The organism is Streptomyces sp. NPDC102406, assembly GCF_044765725.1.
In the GTDB taxonomy this organism is placed as follows: domain Bacteria; phylum Actinomycetota; class Actinomycetes; order Streptomycetales; family Streptomycetaceae; genus Streptomyces.
Genome location: NZ_JBIWKP010000015.1, coordinates 54,534 through 72,617 on the forward strand (window position 1 = coordinate 54,534; position 18,084 = coordinate 72,617).

The 18,084-nt window shown below is 74.2% G+C and carries 13 protein-coding genes and 2 pseudogenes; 8 read left to right on the forward strand and 7 right to left on the reverse strand.

Annotated elements, in window-relative coordinates; translation table 11 throughout:
- Positions 1–9: 9 nt before the first annotated feature.
- The 3 genes from ACIRF8_RS34635 to ACIRF8_RS34645 all read left to right on the forward strand — a co-directional run bounded on the left by ACIRF8_RS34635 (position 10) and on the right by ACIRF8_RS34645 (position 5,021).
- Entirely contained in the window at positions 10–630 is a 621-nt protein-coding gene (locus ACIRF8_RS34635) for a YigZ family protein (protein WP_404221660.1), read from the forward strand.
- Between the two features lie 180 nt (positions 631–810).
- The gene (locus ACIRF8_RS34640; protein WP_404221662.1) at positions 811–1,974 is read left to right on the forward strand and encodes an exonuclease SbcCD subunit D; all 1,164 of its coding nucleotides are present in this window, start codon (positions 811–813) and stop codon (positions 1,972–1,974) included.
- On the forward strand, positions 1,971–5,021 hold the full coding sequence (locus ACIRF8_RS34645; protein WP_404221664.1) for an AAA family ATPase: 3,051 nt from the start codon (positions 1,971–1,973) through the stop codon (positions 5,019–5,021). Before ACIRF8_RS34640 ends, ACIRF8_RS34645 begins: the two co-directional genes overlap by 4 nt.
- 19 nt (positions 5,022–5,040) lie before the next feature.
- Here ACIRF8_RS34645 and ACIRF8_RS34650 read toward each other — a convergent pair whose 3' ends face one another.
- Positions 5,041–5,508 (reverse strand): Lrp/AsnC family transcriptional regulator, encoded by a 468-nt coding sequence (locus tag ACIRF8_RS34650; protein ID WP_404221666.1) that lies wholly within the window; start codon positions 5,506–5,508, stop codon positions 5,041–5,043.
- A 156-nt stretch (positions 5,509–5,664) separates the two neighbouring features.
- On the opposite strand from ACIRF8_RS34650, the pseudogene ACIRF8_RS34655 reads away from it, so the two are divergent.
- Positions 5,665–6,145, forward strand: a pseudogene (locus ACIRF8_RS34655) (rhodanese-like domain-containing protein).
- Between the two features lie 27 nt (positions 6,146–6,172).
- Here the strand turns inward: ACIRF8_RS34655 and ACIRF8_RS34660 are convergent.
- Together ACIRF8_RS34660 and ACIRF8_RS34665 are read right to left on the reverse strand one after the other, a co-directional pair.
- Entirely contained in the window at positions 6,173–7,873 is a 1,701-nt protein-coding gene (locus ACIRF8_RS34660; RefSeq protein WP_404221668.1) for a DUF885 domain-containing protein, read from the reverse strand.
- Between the two features lie 20 nt (positions 7,874–7,893).
- On the reverse strand, positions 7,894–8,382 hold the full coding sequence (locus ACIRF8_RS34665) for an Lrp/AsnC family transcriptional regulator (protein WP_404221670.1): 489 nt from the start codon (positions 8,380–8,382) through the stop codon (positions 7,894–7,896).
- A gap of 59 nt (positions 8,383–8,441) precedes the next feature.
- On the opposite strand from ACIRF8_RS34665, the gene ACIRF8_RS34670 reads away from it, so the two are divergent.
- Positions 8,442–9,665, forward strand: coding sequence for a trans-sulfuration enzyme family protein (locus tag ACIRF8_RS34670; protein ID WP_404221672.1), 1,224 nt, complete (start codon positions 8,442–8,444; stop codon positions 9,663–9,665).
- Here ACIRF8_RS34670 and ACIRF8_RS34675 read toward each other — a convergent pair.
- The 3 genes from ACIRF8_RS34675 to ACIRF8_RS34685 form a co-directional block, all read right to left on the reverse strand.
- The gene (locus ACIRF8_RS34675) at positions 9,598–10,839 is read right to left on the reverse strand and encodes a GNAT family N-acetyltransferase (protein ID WP_404221674.1); all 1,242 of its coding nucleotides are present in this window, start codon (positions 10,837–10,839) and stop codon (positions 9,598–9,600) included. The genes ACIRF8_RS34670 and ACIRF8_RS34675 overlap by 68 nt on opposite strands.
- Positions 10,840–10,922: 83 nt before the next feature.
- Entirely contained in the window at positions 10,923–12,506 is a 1,584-nt protein-coding gene (locus ACIRF8_RS34680) for an alkaline phosphatase D family protein (RefSeq protein WP_404221676.1), read from the reverse strand.
- A 163-nt stretch (positions 12,507–12,669) separates the two neighbouring features.
- The gene (locus ACIRF8_RS34685; protein ID WP_404221678.1) at positions 12,670–14,100 is read right to left on the reverse strand and encodes a PLP-dependent aminotransferase family protein; all 1,431 of its coding nucleotides are present in this window, start codon (positions 14,098–14,100) and stop codon (positions 12,670–12,672) included.
- A 136-nt stretch (positions 14,101–14,236) separates the two neighbouring features.
- Between ACIRF8_RS34685 and ACIRF8_RS34690 the strand changes: the two are divergent.
- Positions 14,237–15,028, forward strand: a pseudogene (locus ACIRF8_RS34690) (DMT family transporter); the annotation flags it as partial.
- 84 nt (positions 15,029–15,112) lie between these two features.
- Here ACIRF8_RS34690 and ACIRF8_RS34695 read toward each other — a convergent pair.
- Positions 15,113–15,943: an alpha/beta fold hydrolase gene (locus tag ACIRF8_RS34695; RefSeq protein WP_404221680.1), complete on the reverse strand. Its 831-nt coding sequence runs from the start codon at positions 15,941–15,943 to the stop codon at positions 15,113–15,115.
- A 188-nt stretch (positions 15,944–16,131) separates the two neighbouring features.
- Here ACIRF8_RS34695 and sigJ point away from each other — a divergent pair, with 188 nt between their 5' ends.
- Both sigJ and ACIRF8_RS34705 read left to right on the forward strand, forming a co-directional pair.
- Positions 16,132–17,013, forward strand: coding sequence for an RNA polymerase sigma factor SigJ (sigJ, locus tag ACIRF8_RS34700; protein ID WP_404221682.1), 882 nt, complete (start codon positions 16,132–16,134; stop codon positions 17,011–17,013).
- 279 nt (positions 17,014–17,292) lie between these two features.
- Positions 17,293–18,054 carry a GntR family transcriptional regulator gene (locus tag ACIRF8_RS34705; protein WP_404221684.1) on the forward strand — a complete coding sequence of 254 codons (762 nt, stop codon included), beginning with the start codon at positions 17,293–17,295 and terminating at the stop codon, positions 18,052–18,054.
- Positions 18,055–18,084 lie beyond the last annotated feature (30 nt).

An 18,084-nucleotide genomic window follows, 5' to 3' on the forward strand; every position in this document is an offset into this window, starting at 1 on the left:
GCTGGGGCGATGCAGGACGAGTACCGCACCGTGGCCCGTGAGGGCGTGCACGAGACAGAGATCAACCGCTCCAGGTTCCTGTGCGCGCTCGCGCCCGCCGCGACGGAGGAGGAGGCACAGGCCTTCGTCGCCCGCGTCCGCGCGGAACACCCGACAGCCAGCCACAACTGCTACGCCTACGTCATCGGCGCCGACGCCTCCGTACAGAAGGCGAGCGACGACGGCGAGCCCGGCGGCACCGCCGGGGTGCCCATGCTCCAGATGCTCACACGACGCGAGATGCGCTACGTCGCCGCGGTCGTCACGCGGTACTACGGAGGCGTGAAGCTGGGGGCCGGCGGCCTCATCCGGGCCTACGGGGGTGCTGTCGGGGAGGCGCTCGACGCCCTGGGGACGGTGACGCGCCGCAGGTTCCGCCTCGCGACGGTGACGGTCGACCACACCCGCGCGGGCAAGATGGAGAACGACCTGCGGGCCACGGGGCGAGACGTCCGGGACGTGCGCTACGGCGAGGCGGTGGCCATCGACATCGGGCTCCCGGAAGGGGACGTGGAGCGGTTCCGGAGCTGGCTGGCGGAGGCGAGCGCGGGCAGCGCCGGGTTCGAGCTCGGCGGCGAGGCCTACGGCTGAGCCGGGCCCGGGCGCGGACCGGCGGGATCCCGGCCCCGCGCGCCGGTGGCAGACTGAGGTCCGTGAGGGGCCAGGTGCCCGGGGACGCTAGCGTGGTCGGTGCCGGCGACGAGGACCGTACCGGCTCCGTGCCGAGCGCACGGGTGGAGCAGAGGGAAACATGCGGGTCGGAGCGGCATCTTGAGAATTCTGCACACGTCCGACTGGCATCTGGGCCGCGCGTTCCACCGCGTGAGCATGCTCGACGCCCAGGCCGCGTTCATCGGCCACCTCGTCGCCACGGTGCGCGAGCGTGGCGTGGACGCCGTGGTCGTGTCGGGTGACGTGTACGACAGGGCGGTGCCGCCGCTCGCCGCCGTCGAGCTGTACGACGACGCGCTGCACCGCCTCGCCGCGCTCGACGTGCCGACCGTGATGATCTCCGGGAACCACGACTCGGCCCGCCGCCTCGGGGTCGGCGCGGGACTGATCGGGCGCGCCGGCATCCATCTGCGGACGGAGCCGGGCCGCTGCGGCGACCCCGTCGTCCTGCCCGACGCGCACGGTGACGTCGCCTTCTACGGGCTGCCGTACCTCGAACCCGCCCTGGTGAAGGACGAGTTCGGGGTGGTGAAGGCCGGGCACGAACAGGTGCTGGCCGCCGCGATGGAGCGGGTCCGTGCCGACCTCGCCCAGCGCCCCGCGGGCACCCGGTCCGTGGTCCTCGCACACGCCTTCGTCACCGGGGGCGCGCCCAGCGACAGCGAGCGCGACATCACGGTGGGCGGGGTCGCCGCCGTCCCGGCCGGTGTCTTCGACGGCGTCGACTACGTGGCGCTCGGGCATCTGCACGGCAGCCAGGTCCTCTCCGAGCGCGTCCGCTACTCCGGTTCGCCTCTCCCCTACTCCTTCTCCGAGGCCGACCACCGCAAGAGCATGTGGCTCATCGACCTCGACGCGGAGGGTGCCGTCACCGCGGAGCGCGTCGACTGCCCCGTGCCCCGGCCGCTCGCCCGGGTCCGGGGCGACCTCGCCGACCTCCTCGCCGACCCGGACCTCACCGCCCACGAGAACTCCTGGGTGGAGGCCACCCTCACCGACGAGGTGCGGCCCGACGACCCCATGGCCAGGCTCACCGAGCGCTTCCCGCACACCCTCAGCCTGCTCTTCGAGCCGCGCCGCACCGACGCCCGGCCCGAGGCCACCTACGCGGAGCGCCTCAAGGGGCGCGACGACCACGAGATCGCGGAGGACTTCGTGACCCATGTCCGGGGCGCGGGACCCGACGAGGACGAGCGGGCGCTGCTGCGGGCCGTGATCGACACCGTCCGCACCGACGACGTGGTGCGCGAGGTCGCCCGGTGAGACTGCACACCCTGCGCGTCACCGCGTTCGGCCCCTTCGGCGGGGCACAGGAGATCGACTTCGACGCGCTGTCGTCCGCGGGCCTCTTCCTGCTGCACGGGCCGACCGGCGCCGGCAAGACCTCCGTCCTCGACGCGGTCTGCTTCGCCCTGTACGGGTCCGTGCCCGGCGCCCGCCAGAGCGGCGGCCAAGGCCAGAACCTGCGCAGCGACCACGCGGAGCCCGGCGTACGCACCGAGGTCGCCCTCGACCTGACCGTCGCGGGGCGCCGGCTGGAACTCACCCGGCAGCCGCCGCACCTGCGCCCCAAGAAGCGCGGCACCGGTTTCACGACGGAGAAGGCACAGAGCCGGCTGCGCGAGTACGACGCGGTCGCGGGCGCATGGAAGGACCTCAGCCGCTCCCACCAGGAGATCGGCGAGGAGATCACCCAACTGCTCGGCATGAGCAAGGACCAGTTCTGCCAGGTGGTGCTCCTGCCGCAGGGCGACTTCGCCCGGTTCCTGCGGGCCGACGCCGAGGCCCGCGGCAAGCTCCTCGGCCGCCTCTTCGACACCCACCGGTTCGCCGCCGTCGAGCAGCGGCTCGCCGACGACCGGCGCGGCGCCGAGAAGCAGGTGACCGCCGGGGACAGTGAGTTGCTGGCCGACGCGCACCGGATGCAGCAGGCCGCGGGCGGCATCGTGGAGCTGCCCCCGGTCGACGCGGCGCCCGGCGACCCCGGACTCGCGGACACCGTCCTCGCCTGGGCCGCGACCGCTCGCTCCACCGCGCGCGAACACTTCACACACGCCCATCTCGCCCTCGCCGCGGCCGAGTCGGCGCGCACGGCGGCGCAGCACGCACTGTCCGACGTCATCGAGACGGAGCGTCTCCAGCGCCGCTTCGCGGAGGCCCAGGCGCGGGCCGCCGCGCTGGCGGACCGCGCCGAGGAGCACCGCGCCGTCGAGGAGCGGATGGAGCGGGCCCGCAAAGCGGAGACGGTCGCGCCCGCCCTCGCCCTGCGCGAGGCGGCGGAGGAGGAGCACCGGGCGGCGCTGCGCGAGGAGGAGCGGGCGCGGGCCGCGCTGCGGGCGGCCGGTACACGGACCGGGTCCGAAGCCGTCCGCGCCGACGATCCGCCGGCCGACGCGGGACCCGCCGCACTCGCCGAGGCCGCACGGCGTGGCGCCCAGGAGCTCGGAGGGCTCGACTCGGCGCGCCGGGCCGAGCGCCGACTCGCCGAGCTCGCGCGGGAGCGCGCCGGACTCGACCGCGAGGAGCGCGCCGACGCCGACCTCCTCGACGAGGCCGGGGCCTGGCTCGCCGCGTGGGACACCCGCCGCGCCGCCCTCCAGGCCGCTGTCGACGACGCCCAGGAGGCGGCGACCCGCGCCGAACACCTCGCAGGGCAGCTCGACCCCGGGCGCCGGCAGGCCCGCGCCGCCGTCGAACGGGACCGGCTCGCCGCCCACGCGGAAGAGGTACGGGCCGCCGCCGTGCGGGCCCGTGAGGACGCGGTCGCCGCCCACGAGCACTGGCTCGGCCTCAAGGAGCGGCGACTGCGCGATGTCGCCGCCGAACTCGCCGAGCAGCTTGTCGACGGCGCACCCTGCACCGTCTGCGGGGCGACCGAACACCCGGCGCCCATCGCCAGGTCCGAGGGGCACGTCGACCGCGCCGCGGAGGAGAACGCCCTCGCCGCCTACCGCACCGCCGAAGCGCGCCGCACCGACACCGAGGCTGCTCTGAGCGGCGTACGCGAGGAGTTGGCCGCCGCGAAGGCAGCCGCCGGGGACGAGACGGCAAAGCGACTGGCGGACACCGTACGGGACCTGGAGGCGCGGCACGCCGAGGCCCGGGCCGCGGCGTCCGGGCTGCACGCGGCCCGCGAGAGCCTTCTCCGCGCCGAGAGCGAGTACGAGCGACGCCTCGCCGCCCGCCAGGAGGCGGCGACCCGCACCGCCGCCCGGGCCTCCCTGCGCGAGGCGCTGGAGCGTGAACAGGCTGGTCTGGAGGGCGAGTTGGCGCAGGCGCGCGGCGGCGCGGAGAGCGTCGAGGTGCGCGCGGCCCAGCTTGAGCGCCATGTACGCCTGCTCACCGATGCCGCCGACGCCGCCCGCGCCGTCGAGGACACCGCGACCCGCCTCAAGGACGCGGACGCGCGACTCGCCGACGCCGCCTTCCGGGCCGGGTTCGACACACCGCGGGCCGCGGCCGCCGCCCTCGTCGACGACGCCGGGCACCGGGAACTGCAACACCGCCTGGACGCCTGGCAGTCGGAGCGGGCCACGGTGCGTTCCATGCTCGCGGAGGAGGACGCCGCCGAGGCCGCGAGCAGGCCGGCCGCCGATGTCGCCGCCGTCCGCGCCGCGGCCGACGCCGCCGACGCGCGCGTCAGGGCGGCGGGCTCCGCGCGGGACGCGGCGGCCCGCCGCTGCGACGAACTCGACCGGCTCTCCCGGCGCGCCGCCGCCGAGGCGCGCCGCCTCGGGCCGCTGCGCGCCGCGTACAACCGCATCGCCCGGCTCGCCTCCCTCGCCGCCGGTACCTCCGCCGACAACGAGCGCAAGATGCGCCTGGAGTCCTACGTCCTCGCCGCCCGCCTCGAACAGGTGGCGGCGGCGGCGACCGCGCGGCTGCGCCGGATGTCGTCCGGCCGGTACACCCTCGTGCACTCCGACTCCCTCGCGGGGCGCGGCCGTTCGGGGCTCGGGCTGCACGTCGTGGACGCCTGGACGGGCCGGGAGCGCGACACGGCGACCCTGTCGGGCGGCGAGACGTTCTTCGCGTCGCTGGCCCTCGCGCTCGGCCTCGCCGACGTCGTCACGGACGAGGCGGGCGGCGTCCGCCTCGACACCCTCTTCATCGACGAGGGCTTCGGCAGCCTGGACGACCAGACCCTCGACGAGGTCCTCGACGTCCTCGACTCGCTGCGCGAACGGGACCGCAGCGTCGGCATCGTCAGCCACGTCGGCGACCTGCGCCGCCGGGTCCACGCGCAACTGGAGATCGTGAAGGGGCGGGCGGGATCGGTGGTGCGCCAGCGCGGCGTCGACAGCGCGTAGCGCCGGGTCCGCGTGCGGCTCAGTTCCCGATCGCCCGGCGCGGCAACGGCGAGGAGTACACGACGCTCGTCGTCACGGAGCCGAGCGCGCCGATCCTGCCGGAGACCTCCTCCAGGTGGGCCATGGAGCGCGCCGCGACCTTGATGACGAAGCAGTCGTCGCCCGTGACGTGGTGCGCCTCCAGGATCTCCGGTGTCACCTCGACCAGGTCGTGGAACGGCTTGTAGTTGCCGTTCGGGTACCGCAACCGGACGTAGGCCATGATCGACAGGCCCAGCCGTTCCGGTACCACCACCGCCGTGTACCCGGCGATCACTCCCGCCTCCTCCAGTCTGCGGACCCGCTCGGTGACGGCGCTCGCGGACATGGACACGGCGCGGGCCAGCTCGGCGTAGCTCGCCCGGCCGTCGCGCTGGAGGACCTGGAGGATGCGCCAGTCGGTGGCGTCGGGCACGTGGACGGAGGCGGCTGCGGAATCGACGGTCATCGTCGAGAGATACCAGGGAGATCCCCGGCGGAACAAGGGGAAGGCCGGGGATCGTCCCTTCAGGGCGAGGAGCGTCGGCCGTAGATTTCTGGCCGGGGGACAGAACGCAGAGCCGGAAGCCCCCACCGGCACCCGCCCACGGAGGACGCCGCCACCATGACCCACACCACCAGCAACCCGGTCCTGCGCGTGGCTCCCGCCTCGCCGGCCGCCGCTGCCGCCCACTTCGGCGCGAGCCTCGCCTTCCACGCCGACGTGTCCGACGTCGCCGCCGCCCTCACCGCACAGGACGCCGGGCAGGCCGGGTTCGTCGTGCTCGACTGCCGCTCCACCGCCTCCTGGGACCAGGGGCACGTCCCCGGCGCCGTGCACCTGCCCACCGCGCTCATCGCCGAGCAGGCCGAGCGGCTTCTCGACAGGTCCGTGCCCGTCGTCACGTACTGCTGGGGCCCGGCCTGCAACGGCGCCACCCGCGGCCCTCGCCCTCGCCGAACTCGGCTTCCAGGTCAAGGAGATGCTCGGCGGCTTCGAGTACTGGGTCCGCGAAGGCTTCCCGTACGAGACGTGGGAAGGCCTCGCCCGCCGGGACGCGGACCCGCTGACCGCGCCCGCGGACACCGGCGACTGCGGCTGCTGACCACGGCTTCGCGGGCCCCGCCCGGACCTACAACCGCGACAACTCCTCCACCAGGTCGTCCAGGCCGAGCGACCCTTGCGAGAGCGCCGCCATGTGCCACGCCTTCGCGTCGAAGGAGTCCCCGTGCGCCGCCCGCGCGTTGGCCCGGCCCAGCAGCCACGCCCGTTCGCCCAGCTTGTACCCGATGGCCTGGCCGGGGATCGACAGGTACCGGGTCAGCTCGCTCTCCACGTACTCCGCCGGACGGCTGCTGTGCGCCCCGAAGAACTCCTGGGCCAGGTCGGGGGTCCATCGCTCGCCCGGGTGGAACGGCGAGTGGGCCGGGATCTCCAGCTCCAGGTGCATGCCGATGTCGACGATGACGCGGGCGGCGCGCATCATCTGCGCGTCGAGGTACCCGAGCCGCGTCTCGGCGTCGGTGAGGAAGCCCAGCTCGTCCATGAGGCGCTCGGCGTACAGCGCCCAGCCCTCGGCGTTGGCGGAGACCCCGCCGAGCGTGGCCTGGTAGCGGGAGAGGTCGTCCGCGACGTGCGCCCACTGCGCCAGTTGCAGATGGTGGCCGGGGACACCCTCGTGGTACCAGGTGGAGAGCAGGTCGTAGACGGGGAACCGGGTGGCGCCCATCGTGGGCAGCCACGTACGGCCGGGCCGCGAGAAGTCCACCGACGGCGGCGTGTAGTAGGGCGCCGCCGCGCTGCCGGGCGGCGCGATGCAGGACTCCACCTGCTTGACCCGCTCCGCGAGTTCGAAGTGTGTGCCGTCCAGCGCCTGGACGGCCTCGTCCATGACGCCTTGCAGCCACCGCCGCACCTCGTCGACGCCCTCGATGTGGCGCCCGTGCTCGTCGAGGTGGGCGAGCGCCGCCCACGGCGTCTCGGCACCCGGCAGGATCTTCTCCGCCTCGACGCGCATCTCGCCGAGCAGCCGGTGGAACTCGCTCCAGCCGTACGCGTACGCCTCGTCCAGGTCGAGATCCGTACCGTTGTAGTAGCGCGACCAGCGCGCGTACCGTTCGCGGCCCACCACGTCGGGGGAGCCCGCGACCGCGGGCGCGTACACGTCCCGCATCCAGTCGCGCAGTTCGACGGTGGCGGCGTCCGCCGCCCGCGCCGCCTCCGTCAGCTCCTCGCGCAACGCCTCGGGCCCCCCGGCGGCGAAGTCCCCGAACCAGCCGCGCCCCTGCCCCGCCCACTCGGTGAGCTGCTCGACGAAGGTCGCCGTGGGGCGGGGCGAGGCGTGCAGATCGCGTCGCAGGCCGAGCTCCAGCGTCTCGCGGTACCCGGCGAACGCGGCCGGTACCGCCCGCAGCCGCGCGGCGATCGCCGCCCAGTCGTCGTCGGTGTCGGCCGGGGTGACGGTGAAGACCTCGCGCACATGGTGGACCGGCGACCCCAGGTTGGAGACGGCCCGCAGCGGCTCCTGGGCGTCGTGCACGGCGAGTTCGGCGGTCAGCCGCTCGCGCAGCAGCCGCGCGCAACGCCGCTCGACCTCGCTCTCGGCCCCCGGCGCGCGCTCCGCCTCGTCGAGCCGGGCCAGGGTCCCCCGGGCCAGCTCGGCCACGGCCTCGATGCCGGCGGGGGAGAGGTCGGGCAGCCGGCTGTGGGACGCCGGGTCGCCGAGGTACGTACCGTTGACGGGGTCCAGGACGACGAAGGCGTCGACGTAGGAGTCGGCGACCTGCCGGGGCAGCAGGTTCTGGGGGAGCTGATCGCTCGGGGTGGCTGGCATGGCGGACATCCTCGTACGAGTCAGGGGGCCGCGTCACCCTCGGGCGGCAGCAGCGGGCCGCACTCCCACTGCTGGAAGATCAGCCGGGTCTCGACGCGGGCCACCTCGTGCCGTGCGGTGAAGGCGTCGAGGACGAGCCGCTGGAGATCCGCCATGTCGCGCACGGCCACATGCACCAGGTAGTCGTCGGGCCCGGTCAGGTGGAACACCGTGCGCGCCTCCGGCAGGGCGCGGATCCGCTCCACGAACGGGCCGACCAACTCCCTGCGGTGCGGGCGCACCTGCACCGAGAGGAGGGCCTGCAGGCCCCGGCCGAGCCGTGCCGGGTCGAGCCGCAGCGCGTGCCCGAGGATCACCCCGGAGCGGCGCAGTCTGCTCACCCGGTCCAGGCAGGTCGAGGGCGCGACACCGACCTGCGCGGCCAGATCCCGGTACGTGGTGCGGGCATCGTTCTGGAGGAGCCGCAATATCTCCAGGTCGACCGGATCGAGTACGACGGAATCGGCCATCTGCCGAACGTAGCACGGCAGTTGCCCCATGGGCCTCGCCCGTTGTTCAGCCTGGGCGCATGGACGACCACTCCCGCCCCCGGGCCCTGGCCACCGAAGCCGTGCACGCGGGCCGCGACGACCTCGCGGCCCTGGGCCTGCACGCGCCGCCCATCGACCTGTCCACCACCTACCCGTCCGCCGACAGCCGCGCCGAGGCCGCCCGCGTGGACGCGTTCGCCGCGCACGGCGTCCTCGACGACGGCCCACCCGTCTACGGCCGCCTCGGCAACCCGACCGTCGCCCGCTTCGAGACGGCCCTCGCCCGCCTGGAGGGGACGGACGCCGCCGTGGCGTTCGCGAGCGGCATGGCGGCGCTGACCGCGGTCCTCCTCGTACGGCTCTCCGCGGGCCTGCGCCACGTCGTCGCCGTCCGCCCGCTCTACGGGTGCAGCGACCATCTGCTGACGGCGGGCGCGCTCGGCTCGGAGGTCACCTGGGTCGACCCGGCCGGTGTCGCGGACGCCATCCGGCCCGACACCGGCCTGGTGATGGTGGAGTCGCCCGCCAACCCGACCCTCGCCGAGATCGACCTGCGGGCCGTCGCGCACGCCTGCGGCTCCGTGCCGCTCCTCGTCGACAACACCTTCGCGACGCCCGTCCTGCAACGGCCCCTGGACAGCGAGGCACGGCTCGTGCTGCACAGCGCGACCAAGTACCTGGGCGGGCACGGTGACGTGCTGGGCGGGGTGGTGGCCTGCGACGAGCTGTTCGCGCGCGAGCTGCGCAAGGTGCGGTTCGCGACGGGCGGCGTCCTGCATCCCCTCGCCGGATATCTGCTGCTGCGCGGCCTGTCGACCTTGCCGGTACGGGTGCGCGCCGCCTCGGCGAGCGCGGCGGAACTGGCCCGCCGCCTCGCCGCCGACCCGCGCGTCACCCGCGTCCACTACCCGCGGATCGGCGGCGCCATGGTCGCCTTCGAGGTCGCGGGCGACCCGCACGCGGTGATCGCCGGGGTCGGGCTCGTCACCCCCGCCGTCAGCCTCGGCAGCGTCGACTCGCTGATCCAGCACCCGGCCTCGATCAGCCATCGCGTCGTGGCCGCCGACGACCGCAGGGCGGCGGGCGTCAGCGACCGGCTGCTGCGCCTGTCCGTCGGCCTGGAGGACGTCGAGGACCTGTGGGCCGACCTCGACCGGGCGCTCGGCGCCGGGGACCACGGGCGGCGCGATGCCGTCAGTACCGTTCGACCTGCTCGTACGGTGCGGGGGACGCCGCAGGGGACGCGTCGAGCCGCGCGGTGATCACCAGCGTGCCCTCCTCGATCTGGTAGTCCAGCGGCAGATCGAGGCCGCGCATCGCCGCGACCATGCCCGTGTTGGACGCCTGGGTCACCGCGTACACGCTCGCGCAGTCCGCCTCGGCCGCCAGCGCGACCAGGCGGCGCAGCAGTTCGGCGCCGATGCCGCGGCGCTGCCAGTCGTCCTCCACGAGCAGCGCGATCTCCGTCTCGTCACCGTCCCACAGCAGGTGGCCGAGGGCGACGATGCGCCCGGAGGCGGTCCGCGCGGCGAGGGTGCGGCCGAAGCGGGGGCTGAGCAGGTGGTTGAGGTAGCGGTCCGCGTCGCCGACGGGGCCGTGGTAGCGCATGCTCAGCGTCTGCTGCGAGCACCGCTCGTGCATGGCCTTCGCCGCCGCCAGGTCCGTGGCCTGCGCGCGCCGCACCGTGATCTCGTTGCCCTCGGGCAGCGTGAGGACGTCCTGGCTGCGCGGTACCCGCGGGCCGAGGCGCGCGTCCAGCTCCACGAGGGCGCGGGCGCGCGCGAACTCGGTCGGGGTGAACGGCAGGTACGGCCGCTCCACGGTGATGACCCCGCCGTCCGGGGTCCGCAGCCGCATGGCGGTCGCGTCGAAGCCGCCCTCGTCCGGGGCCGTGTCCCGCGCCGCCGACGACGCGGGCAGCGACCGGATGGTGCACCGGCCCAGCAACTGGCGCAGCGCCAGCGGCAGTTCGGCCGCGTCCAGGGCGGTGCGCGTGGCCAGACCCAGAATGCGGGTGGGCGCGTCCACCAGGTCGTGGGCGTCGGCGCGCTCGATCCAGGTGCCGGTGCCGCCGGCCTCCGCGGCGGCCCGGTCAAGATCGGCGGCGGGCAGCTCCTGCGGCGCGCGCAGCAGGAACTCGTCCACGGTGCCGACGGCCAGCGGGTGCGTCTGGAGGCTCAAAATGTCCACCCGGCGCCGGGCCAGCGCCGTGCACAGCGAGGCGAGGGCCCCCGGCTCGTCCCGTACGGTCGTCCGCATCCGCCACAGCACGCTCCCCGTGGGATCCAGGGGGGCGCCGGTGTCCGGTTCGGGTGCCGGAGGCGCGTGGCCGTGGCGGCGTGCCCACCATTGGGTGGCGCGCTCCACCAGGGCCACGCGGTGGCGGGCGGGGCGGTCGTCCTGCACAGGGGTCACATCGGACATGTCTCGACTCATGCGACTACTGTGAAGGAACGGTGTTGCGTGATCACGAACGCTCTGTGACCGATGGGTAAAGAGTGACTATGCCCGTTTTGCTTTCACTGCCCGACGCGCCCCGGTTGCAGCGTCGTGGAGAACAGCACGTCGCCGCCCTCCTGCCGCAGCCGTACGGTCAACTCGCCGCTGTCACCGTCGATGGCGACCTCGCCGAAGTACGGCGGGGTCTCCGCGGGTGAGGTGTTCGCCCGCGCCGGGGCCTTGACGAACACCTGCCGCGGGCCGAACGTCCCGTCCAGCTTCACCGCGGGGAACCCGCCCGCCGTGAGGGGGCCCGAGACGAACTCCCAGAACGGTTCGAAGTCCTGGAACGCGGCGCGCGACGGCTCGTAGTGCTGCGCCGAGGTGTAGTGCACGTCGGCCGTGAGCCACAGCGTGCCCGTGATCCGCCGGTGCTTGATGTGCCGCAGCAGCTCGGCGATCTGGAGCTCCCGGCCGAGCGGCGCGCCCGGGTCGCCCTGCGCCACCGCCTCGAAGTGCGTCGCACCGTCCGGCACCACGAGCCCCAGCGGCATGTCGGACGCGATCACCTTCCACACCGCACGGGAACGCGACAACTCCCGTTTGAGCCACCGCAGTTGCTCGGCGCCGAGAATGCCGGTGGCGTTGTCGGCCTGCCGGTTCGGTGAGTTCGCGTCGCGGTACGTGCGCATGTCCAGGACGAACACGTCGAGCAGCGGACCGTGCCGCAGCACCCGGTACACCCGCCCGTCCGCGTCGCCGGGCGGGAGCGTCGACACGGGGAAGTACTCGCCGAACGCGCGCAGCGACCGGGCCGCCAGGACGTCCGTGCGCTTCTCGGTGTAGCGGGCGTCGTCCAGGATCTGGCCCGGGTACCAGTTGTTGTGCACCTCGTGGTCGTCCCACTGCGTGACGGTGGGGACCTGGGCGTTGAAGCGGCGCGTGTGGTCGTCGAGCAGGTTGTAGCGGAACGCGCCGCGGAACTCCGCCAGCGTCTCGGCGACCTTCGACTTCTCCTCGGTCATCACATTGCGCCACACCCGCCCGTCGGGCAGCGTCACGCTGGGCAGGATCGGCCCGTCCGCGTAGATGGTGTCGCCGCTGCACAGGAAGAAGTCCGGGTCCAGGGCGCGCATGTCCGCATAGACGCGGTTGCCGCCCCGGTCGGGGTTGATGCCCCAGCCCTGGCCCGCGATGTCCCCGGACCACAGGAACCGCACGTCTGCCCGGCGCCCCTCGGGGGCGGTGCGGAACGTGCCGGTGACCGGCTCGCCCGTACGCCGCGGATCGTCCGGGTCGGCGAGCAGCACCCGGTAGTGGATCTGCTCGCCCGGCGGCAGACCGCGCAGCCGGGTCGTGCCCGTGAAGTCGGTGCCCGGGCCGAGGAGCGGGCCGGGCCGGCGGGTCACCCGCCGGAACGACTCGGTGGCCGAGGTCTCCACGATCATCCGCGCGGGCCGGTCGGCACGTACCCACACCAGGCCCGAGTGGGCGGTGACATCACCGGCCTGCACGCCCCAGCCCGCCCGGGGGCGGCCCGACAGGGCGAACGCGGGCGCGACCGCGCCACCGGCCGAGGGCAGCGCCAGCGCCGCCGACGCGGCGAGCGAACCCCGCAGCACTGCGCGGCGGCCGGGCAGACGACTCGGCGGACGGTGTGACATGGGCGCCTCCAGTGACGGTTCCGACGACGGTGCGGTGCCTGCATCCCGCGCGACACCGCCGAGCCACACCCAACTGTCGCGGCACGGCGGGCACACGAACCCCAAGTGAACAACCGCCCCCGGCGCCGGGGGAACCGGGCGCGCCCCGATCGGCGCCTTGTCGTCAGGCTCCCCGCTGCCCGGCGGCGACCGCCAGAAGCCGTACGCCCTCGGTGATGCGGGTCGGCGTCAGATGCCCGTACCCGAGCACCAGCGAGACCCCGTCGCCGTCCGCGACGCCCCGGTAGTGGCTGAGCGCGCGGACCGCCACCCCGGCCGCCGCGAGCCGCGCCAGGAGGACGTCCTCGGGGCCGTGGTCCCCGGGCAGCGTGGCGATGGCGTGCAGGCCCGCGGCGATCCCCGAGACCTCGGTGCCGGGCAGAAACGCGTCCAGGGCGGCCACCAGGGCGTCCCGGCGCTCCTTGTACGCGCGTTGGCAGCGCCGCAGGTGCCGGTCGTGGTCGCCGCGCTCGATGAAACGGGCCAGCACCGCCTGGTCGAGCGCCGGGTTGCCGAGATCCATGTACCGCTTGCGCGCCACGATCTCCTCGGCCAGCGCGTCGGGCACGATCAGCCAGCCGAGCCGGAGCCCCGGGGCCAGCGACTTGCTCACCGAACCCGTGTAGGCGACGTGGTCCGGATCGAGGCCCTGCAAAGCACCCACGGGCGCACGGTCGTAGCGGAAGTCGCCGTCGTAGTCGTCCTCCACGACGAGCCCGCCCGCCTGTCGCGCCCAGTCCAGGAGCTGGGCCCTGCGCGCTGCCGAGTACGCGATCCCCGTGGGGAAGTGGTGCGACGGTGTCGTCACGACGGTACGCACACCGGACGCGCGCAGCGGCCCCAGGGCCAGGCCCTCGTCGTCCAGCGGCAGCCACACCGCCCGCGATCCCGCCGCCGCGAACAGGTCGTCGTACTGCGGGCTGCCGGGACCCTCCACGCCGAAGGCATGCTGCCCGCGCGCGTGGAGCACGGCCGCGAGAAGCGTCACCGCCTGCGTCACCCCGGAGCAGACGATGATCCGTTCCGGGTCCGTCACCACACCGCGACGCCGTGCGAGCAGTTCCGCGAGGGCCGTACGCAGCCGGGGCAGACCGCGCGGATCCGGATAGCCAAGACTCCGGTGCGGCAGCTCGGCGAGGACCCCGCGCTGCGCCGCCGCCCACGCGGACCGGGGGAACAGCGACAGATCAGGGCTGCCCGCCACGAAGTCGGCCCGGACGTCGGGGAAGGGGCGCGGGGCGAGGTCCCGCACCCCCGGGGCGGCGGCCCGTACCGCCTCGCCCACCCACGTCCCGGCGCCCCGGCCGCTGCGCAGGTAGCCCTCCGCCGTCAACTGCTCGTACGCCTCGGTGATCAGCCCGCGCGACACCCCGAGGTCGCCCGCCAGGTCCCGGCTCGACGGCAGCCGCGTCCCCGGCGCGAGCCGCCCCGACCGCACCGCCTCCCGCAGAGCCGACTGCAACGAGCGCCCACGCGCGCGTGACGGAGCGGAGGCGGCCGGCAGCAGCAGTTCCCAGGCGGCGGAGGCGGGGTGCGGCGCGGGTGTCGACATCATGGGCAGGGACCCTAATGCGGTCGCCCCGTTTCCCGCGCGCTGTCTCGCGTGGCCGGGTGCCGCGGGGAATTGGTCCCCGATGACGCCCTCCCGGTGGACCTCGAACGGGGCCACCGCTCCTCCTAGCGTCGGTGCCATGAACACCACGACCCTCAGGGGCTCCCTGCTCGCCGCACTCGCCTGCGTCCTGGTGGGCGGCTCCTTCACCGCCAACAGCGTCCTCGGCGACTACCCGTACGCGGGCGGCCAGTTCCTGCGCTACGCGATCGCCTGCCTGCTCCTCCTGCCGCTGGTCGGCCGCGGTGGCGCGGCCCCTCTGCGGCGCCTGGAGCCACGCCACTGGATGCGGCTCGCACTCCTCGCGGCCGTCGGCATGGTCGGCTTCAACCTCGCCGTCCTGGCCGCCGAACGCACCGCCGAACCCGCCGTACCCGGGGTCCTCGTCGGATGTGCCCCCGTCGTCGTCGCGGTGGCCATGCCCTTGCTGTCCGGGCGGCGCAGGCCACAGGGCGTGGTCCTCCACGGTGCGCTGCTCGTGGCCGCCGGGGCCTTCACCGTCCAGGGGTGGGGACGTACCGACGCCGTCGGCCTCGCCTTCTCCGTCTGCGCACTCGCCGGTGAGGTCGGCTTCGCCGTGCTCGCCGTGCCGGTGCTGCGCCCGCTCGGCCCCCGGCTCCTGTCGTGCGTCGTCTGCGGGCTCGCCGCGCTGGAGGCGGCCGTCGTCGGCCTCCTGGTGGACGGTACGGCCTGGCTCCGGATGCCCGACGGCACGGAGGCGGCGGCTCTGGTGTGGCAGGCCGTGATCGTCACCGTGATCGGCTTCGTCTGCTGGTACATGGGCATGCAGCGGATCGGTGCGGAGCGCGCCACGCTGTTCTCCGGGCTCATCCCGGTCGCCGCCGCCTGCACGGCGCCCCTGGTCGGCTCGGGGGCGTACGGCCTCGCCCAGGGCGTCGGCAGCGCCCTGGTGGGTGCCGGGGTCGCCCTGGGCTCGGGGGTGTTCAGCCGCCGGTCACCGGCTCGTGTCCAGGATGACGCGGGCGACCAGGGCGGGGTCGTCGTTCATCGGCACATGGCCGCAGCCGGGCAGCCTGACCAGGCGCGCCGCGGGAAGGACCCGCTTGGCGCGCACACCCTGCCGGCGTACGAGGATGCGGTCCCGCGTACCCCAGGCGACGGTGACCGGGATCTCGGGAACATCGTCACGGAAGAGCACGTCGCGGCCGGCCTCCAAGGTCTCCCGGAACCCCGTCGCATGGCGCAGCGCGAGCGTCTCGGCGACCACGGCCTCCGGTGAACGGCGCCCGGGCCGCGCGTAGATGGTGCCGGTGAGCGCGGCCCGCCCGGCGGCCGACCGGGCCAGCCGCTCGACCAGCGGCAGCGGCATCGCCTGCGCACCCTTGCGCATCGCGAGGAGCGTCCCGAAGGCGTAGCGGCGCTCGGCCTGACTCCAGAACCCGGCCGGGGACAGCGCCGTCACCGACCGTACGAGCTTCTCGCGGCCCATCGCCAGGGCGAGCAGCCCACCGAGGGAGTTGCCCGCCACATGGGGGCGGTCGACGCCCAGCTCGCGGCAGAACGCGTCCAGGACGGGCACCACGCTCGCCAGGCCGTGGGCGAGACCACCGGGCAGCGCGGGCGACGTGCCGAACCCGGGCAGGTCCACGGCGATCACGTCGCGCTCGGTCGCCAGGATCTGGAGCACCGGCTGCCAGGCCTGCCAGTGATGGCCGATCCCGTGCAGGAGGAGCAGCGGTTCCCCGGCGCCCACGCGCTCGTACGCGAGGGTCGCCGTGTGCGGCCCGCCCGGACCGTCGATGCTGAAGGACGCCTGTGCCGCCATGTCGCTCGCTCCCTGTCCCCGCCCAGCCGCGACGGTTCCTTAGACACCTTGTCAGCAACAATTACCGTCGAGTAGCGTCCAGTTCAAGAGCGAAAGCGAAACCCGGGCCTTCCCGTGCCGATGACCTTGACGTCCGTCCCCCCGAACTCCGCCTGGACAGCGCGTGCTTCGTCGGCTGGGATGGAGGCGTGGCCACCGATGCAGAGATCGACGTCTTCCAAGAACACCGCCCCGTCCTGATGGGCGTGGCCTACCGCATGCTGGGCCGCGTCGCCGACGCCGAGGACGTCGTCCAGGACGCGTGGCTGCGCTGGTCCCAATGCGACCGGGACGACATCCGCGAACCACGCGCCTACCTGGTGCGCGTCACCACCCGCCTCGCCGTCGACCGACTGCGCCAGGCCCGGACCCGCCGCGAGTCCTACGTCGGACCGTGGCTGCCCGAGCCGCTCGTCACCGACTTCGGCCCCACCGTCCCCGACACCGCGGAGCAGGCGGTGCTCGCCGACTCCGTGTCGCTCGCCGTCCTCGTCGTCCTGGAGTCGCTCTCGCCGCTGGAGCGCGCCGTGTTCGTGCTGCGCGAGGCGTTCGGACTGCCCTTCGCGGAGATCGCCACCACGCTGGAGCGCGGCGAGGCCGCGGTGCGCCAACTCGCCGCACGCGCGCGCAAGCACGTCGAGGAACGACGGCCCCGCTTCGACGTCGACCCGGCCCAGCAACGCGACCTCACCGAGCGGTTCCTCGCCGCCGCGACCGAAGGCGACCTCGGCGGCCTCATGTCGCTGCTCGCCCCGGACGTGCGCCTGGTCGGCGACAGCGGCGGCAAGGCGAAGGCCCCGGTACGCGTCATCGAGACGGCCGACAAGGTGGGCCGGTTCCTCGCGGGCGCCGCGGGACAAGGCAACGCCGAGGGGTTCGAGTTCCGCACGGTGGAGATCAACGGCGGCCTCGGGCTGCTCGCCCTCTCCGAAGGGAAGATCGACGCCGTCTTCCAGCTCGGTGTCGCCAACGGCAAGATCCAGTACATCTACATCGTGCGCAACCCGGACAAACTCCAGTCGCTGCTGTAGGTCTCCGGTACTTCAGGGCCCGCCGTCCGCGACCGCGCGGAGGGCGGGCCCTCGCGCGTGCCCGCGTCGTGCTCCGCCCGCCTCCCGCGAACGCCGCGTGAACGGAGTGCGGCCCTCCATGAACGCTTCGCGGCCCGGCCCCCGCGCGGGCGGCAACCGATCGAGGATTGGTCTTGACCAAGTTGGGGGGCGGGCCTACGCTCGCAGAGATAGTGCAGGAACCTTTAATAAACAAGGGCGCTAAAAAGCCGCCGGGGCACGGCTGTTGCGGAGGACAGGGTGGGGACCACGCAGTTGGAAGCGGCACCGGAGCCGAAGTACTGGCACCTGAAGACCGTGCTCAGCGAGGCACTCGACTCCGAGTTCGCCGTGGGGGAGATCCTGCCGAACGAGCGTGACCTCGCGGCCCGCTTCGGCGTCGCCCGCGCCACGCTCCGCCAAGCACTCGAACAGCTCGAACTCGAAGGGCGGCTCCAGCGCCGCCGCGGCGTCGGCACCACGGTCGCGCCGCCCCGGGTGGGCGTCGCCGTCGCCTCCAACGACCACGACTGGCCGGGCGCCAGCGGGGACGCCTGGCAGGCCGTCGACTGCACCCCGGACGTGCCGCCGACCGCGGTCGCCGCCATGCTGGGCACGGCCCCGGGCGAGACCGTGCACGTGCTGCGCCGTACGCGCGTCTCCCACGGCCAGCCGGTCGCCGCCGAACTGCTCTACGTCCCCTCGGCCTCGGTACCGGACCTGACCGCCATAGACGCCCCCTCCGGCGCCGCACGCGCGCGTGCCGTCCTGCGCGAGCTCCAGCGCTTCGGCCTCGACGGCCAGGACCGCGCGGTCGAACTGGGCTCGGCCCGCGCCGACGACGCCAAGGAACTCGACCGGCTCCCCGGCGCACCCGTCCTCGTCGTCACGACCCGCTACTTCAGCGACGGCGTCACGGCGGCGGTCTCCATGGCCACGTACCGGGCCGACACCTGCCGTCTCACCTTCGGCGACACCCCGGACGTGGAGATCCACCACACCCCCGAGTCCCGAGCGTCCTGACCCGCGAGGGGTCGCGGCGCGCGGGTTCAT